Here is a 4,039-nt window from a genome sequence, read left to right as displayed (position 1 = left end):
CGGTGATGGCGGCGGTGAAGAAGTCGTAGAGCTCCATCATCGCTTTGTTGCCGGACGCCGCGACAACCGATTTGTGGAAAGCGAGATCGCGCCGGATGAAGGCATCGCTTCCGCCGTCCGCGACGGTGCCGCGTTCGGCAAGCAGTTGCCGCATCGTCTCAAGATCGGCTGGCGTGTGGCGCATGGCGGCGAGCCGTGCCGCCTCCAGGTCGAGCGCCGCCCGCGCCTCCCACTGATCGCGCAGGCCGGTGCGCTTGACCCGGTCGAGCGCGGCAGAGGCATCGACGGTAGAGCGCACATATGTGCCCGAGCCCTGGCGCGTATCCAGCAATCCTTGCGAGACCAGCACCCGCACCGCCTCGCGCACCGTGCCGCGGCTGACCGACAGAAGGTCGGTCAGGGCTGCCTCATTGGGAATGCGCTCGCCGACGCCCCAGCGGCCGCTGACGATCTCCGCACGCAGGCTGCTGGTGGCGCTGTCGGTGAGATTGGTTCTGGTGGCGGGTTGCATAGGCCTATTCATAAGTCATCAGATGACTTGATGAATAGGCCTGCTTCTAGCTGCCGTCAAGATGCTCATCGAAGCCAACGAGCACCATGCAATGGGAACGGATCAGCTGGTGGCCCGTGCGAAGCTCGCCATGTGAAAGGCCTGGACCTCCGGCGGATAGCGATACCCCGTGCCATAGGGGCACGCATTGCGATCGAGGCAACCGCCGCTGCGGCAGGGTTCGCCATTCGCTCCCCCCACATGCGCCAGGCAGGATTGATAAGCGAATCCTTGCACGGAATAGGCGTCGACCGGGCAGGATTTCAGGCAGGGTTTCTCGGCGCAGCTATCGCAAAGGTGGGGCGCTGCCTCGGCAACTTGAACTGGAATTTCGTCGTCAAACAGCAGCACACCGCGGTAGGCATGCCATAGCCCGTAGCGCGGATGCATGAGGATGCCGAGCGGCGACGGTTTCAGCCCCTCCGCCCGCATCGCCCATTGCTGGAACGGCAGATAGGGCTTGTCCGACGGAGAAATCGCCCGTGCGCCAAAATCCTGCGCCACGGCGCCGATCACTTCGCGCGACCATGTGTCGAGCGGATTGGCGATTGCCTGTGGCTGTTGCTCCCACCAACGCAGGAAATGCGGCCAGGGTGCCGCGCCCGCCTGCCCCACCAGCAGGACGGCCGCTGCCGGCGCACCCGATGATCCCGTTGGCGGCGCATCGCTTGGCGTAAAATTGAAGCCGCCGCGAAGAACAAGGCCGTTGGCGAGAAGCGCCGCAGCAATGTGGTCAACGCTGCCGGCGGGCGTAATCATCCCTTCTTGTCCGGATCGGAGAACGCGCTCCGCCAGACTTCCTTGTGGATGATGTTGGCGACTTTAGCCCCGCCTGACTCGGGCTCCTTTCAAGTGAAGGCGTCGGGCATCGACCCCTTCTTCTTGGCGATGAAGTCCTTCAACGCTTCGTCGATGCTCGGATCGAGATGCGGCGCCTCATAGCTTTCCAGCCAGCGGCGCGCGAGTTCGTTGGCGCGCTGCGGCGCTGTCTTCTCGCCTTCGGCCAGCCACTGCTCGTAGGAATTGTTGTCGGCGATGTTGGAGCGGTAGAAGGCGGTCTGGAAATTGGCCTGGGTGTGGTCGCAGCCGAGATAATGGCTGCCCGGCCCGACCTGGCGGATGGCGTCCATCGCCTGGCCGTTTTCCGACAGGTCGACGCCTTCGGAGAATTTCTGCGTCATGCCGAGCTGGTCGATGTCCATCATGAACTTTTCGTAGCAGGAGGCCAGCCCGCCCTCGAGCCAGCCGGCCGAGTGCAGCACGAAATTGGTGCCGGCCAGGATGGTCGAGTTCAGCGTGTTGGCGCTTTCATAAGCCGCTTGTGCATCCGGAACCTTGGACGCGCAGAGCGAGCCGCCGGTGCGGAACGGCAGGCCGAGACGGCGCGCCAGCTGTGCGGCGCCATAGGAAACCAGCGACGGCTCCGGCGTGCCGAAGGTCGGCGCCCCCGACTGCATCGAAATCGACGAGGCGAAGGTACCGAACAGCACCGGCGCGCCGGGACGGATGAGCTGCGTGAACGACGCGCCGGCCAGCACTTCGGCCAGAACCTGCGTCAGCGTGCCGGCAACCGTCACCGGGCTCATCGCGCCGGCGAGGATGAACGGCGTGACGATGCAGGCCTGGTTGTGGCGCGCATAGACCTTCAGCGCACCGAGCATGGTCTCGTCGAACACCATCGGCGAGTTGGCGTTGATCAGGCTGGTCAGCACCGTGTTGTTCTCGACGAAATCGTCGCCGAACACGATCTTGGCCATGGCGACGGTGTCCTCGGCGCGTTCCGGCGCGGTCACCGAGCCCATAAACGGCTTATCGGAATATTTGATGTGGCTGTAGATCATGTCGAGGTGGCGCTTGTTGACCGGCACATCGACCGGCTCGCATACCGTGCCGCCCGAATGGTGGATCGACGGCGCCATATAGGCGAGCTTAACGAAATTCTGGAAATCCTCGATCGTCGCGTAGCGCCTGACACCGTCGAGGTCACGCACGAAGGGCGGGCCATAGACCGGCGCGAACACGGTGGCATTGCCACCGATCTGCACCGAACGCTCGGAATTGCGGGCGTGCTGGGTGTAGACGGACGGTGCGGTCTTGAGCAGCGAACGGCACAGCCCCTTCGGGAAATGCACGCGCTCGCCCTTGACGTCGGCGCCGGCCTCTTTCCACAGTTGCAGCGCTTCTGCATCGTCGCGGAAGATGATGCCGATCTCCTCGAGCACCGTGTCGGTGTTCTTCTCGATCAGCGCCAGGCCTTCCTCGTCCAGCACCTCGTAAACGTTGATCTTGCGCTTGATGTAGGTGAGCTGCGTGCCCGGGCCTCCGCCCGAACGCGCGGCCCGCCGGGCAGCAGCCCCGCCGCTGGCGCCGCGCCCACGTCGCGCGTTTGACGCTTCCTGATCGACTGCCGCGTGTTCGCTCATGGTGTTCTTCCCTGAATCTGTTCTTGTCTGGAATCCATAGCGGCTGCTCTCGCCGCTTCTTGCCAGATCGTAGCCATGCACCCTATTCGAAACGGCCCGCCAGCGCCAACGCCTGTCGCAAAATCGACAAGAATTCCAAGAGAGTTACGGTCGCTTTCCTTTTGCGGGAAGTCGCAAATCAGCTATGGATACATGCCCTCAGCGGGTTAGGTATGAACGCGAAGATATGTGCCTTGCGACATGGTCGCGATGCCGGCAGGAGCTCGATACAAATGTCCGACGACGAGATCATCCTTTCCGAACTTTCCGACGACGAGTTGGTGCAGCAGATGCACGACGATCTCTATGACGGGCTGAAGGAAGAGATCGAAGAAGGCACCAACATCCTGCTCGAGCGCGGCTGGGCGCCTTACAAGGTGCTGACCGAGGCGCTGGTCGAAGGCATGCGCATCGTCGGCGAGGATTTTCGCGACGGCATCCTGTTCGTGCCGGAAGTGCTGCTTTCCGCCAATGCGATGAAGGCGGGCATGTTCATCCTGCGCCCGCTGCTCGCCGCCACCGGCGCGCCCAAGCAAGGCAAGATGGTCATCGGCACCGTCAAGGGCGACATCCACGATATCGGCAAGAACCTTGTCGGCATGATGATGGAGGGCGCTGGCTTCGACGTCATCGATCTCGGCATCAACAATGCGGTCGAGAAATATCTCGATGCGATCGAACAGCACCAGCCCGACATCATCGGCATGTCCGCACTGCTGACCACGACCATGCCCTATATGAAGGTCGTCATCGACACGATGAAGGAAAAGGGCATCCGCGACGATTATGTCGTGCTGGTCGGCGGCGCACCGCTGAACGAGGAATTCGGCAAGGCCGTCGGCGCCGATGCCTATTGCCGCGACGCGGCGGTGGCGGTCGAGACCGCCAAGGACTTCATGAAGCGCAAGCACAATGTGCGCGCTTCGGCCTGATTGGCCAATTCGGCCTGGACGACAGGAGAAGCCGCGCCCTTGCAGCGCGGCTTTTTTGTTACCAGATGATGAGGTGGCCGCGTGCGGATCAGGGC

The 4,039-nt window shown here is 62.9% G+C and carries 4 protein-coding genes; 1 reads left to right on the top strand and 3 read right to left on the bottom strand.

The genetic code is table 11. From position 1 onward, the window contains the following. The 3 genes from EN884_RS28280 to EN884_RS28270 form a co-directional block, all read right to left on the bottom strand. The coding region (locus tag EN884_RS28280) for a GntR family transcriptional regulator (protein WP_164895193.1) at positions 1-511 on the bottom strand (511 nt) is incomplete at its 3' end. Positions 512-613: 102 nt separating this feature from the next. Continuing rightward, positions 614-1,309 (bottom strand): 4Fe-4S dicluster domain-containing protein, encoded by a 696-nt coding sequence (locus EN884_RS28275; protein WP_128360865.1) that lies wholly within the window; start codon positions 1,307-1,309, stop codon positions 614-616. Between the two features lie 89 nt (positions 1,310-1,398). Beyond that, positions 1,399-2,973: a trimethylamine methyltransferase family protein gene (locus EN884_RS28270; RefSeq protein ID WP_024501311.1), complete on the bottom strand. Its 1,575-nt coding sequence runs from the start codon at positions 2,971-2,973 to the stop codon at positions 1,399-1,401. 272 nt (positions 2,974-3,245) lie between these two features. On the opposite strand from EN884_RS28270, the gene EN884_RS28265 reads away from it, so the two are divergent. Beyond that, the gene (locus tag EN884_RS28265) at positions 3,246-3,944 is read left to right on the top strand and encodes a cobalamin-binding protein (RefSeq protein WP_013531175.1); all 699 of its coding nucleotides are present in this window, start codon (positions 3,246-3,248) and stop codon (positions 3,942-3,944) included. The last annotated feature ends 95 nt before the right edge of the window (positions 3,945-4,039 follow it).

The organism is Mesorhizobium sp. M7A.F.Ca.AU.001.01.1.1 (assembly GCF_004022735.1).
Classification (GTDB): Bacteria; Pseudomonadota; Alphaproteobacteria; order Rhizobiales; family Rhizobiaceae; genus Mesorhizobium; species Mesorhizobium ciceri.
The sequence above is the reverse complement of the archived record's forward strand: the minus strand, read 5'-3'. Positions and strand labels throughout refer to the sequence as shown.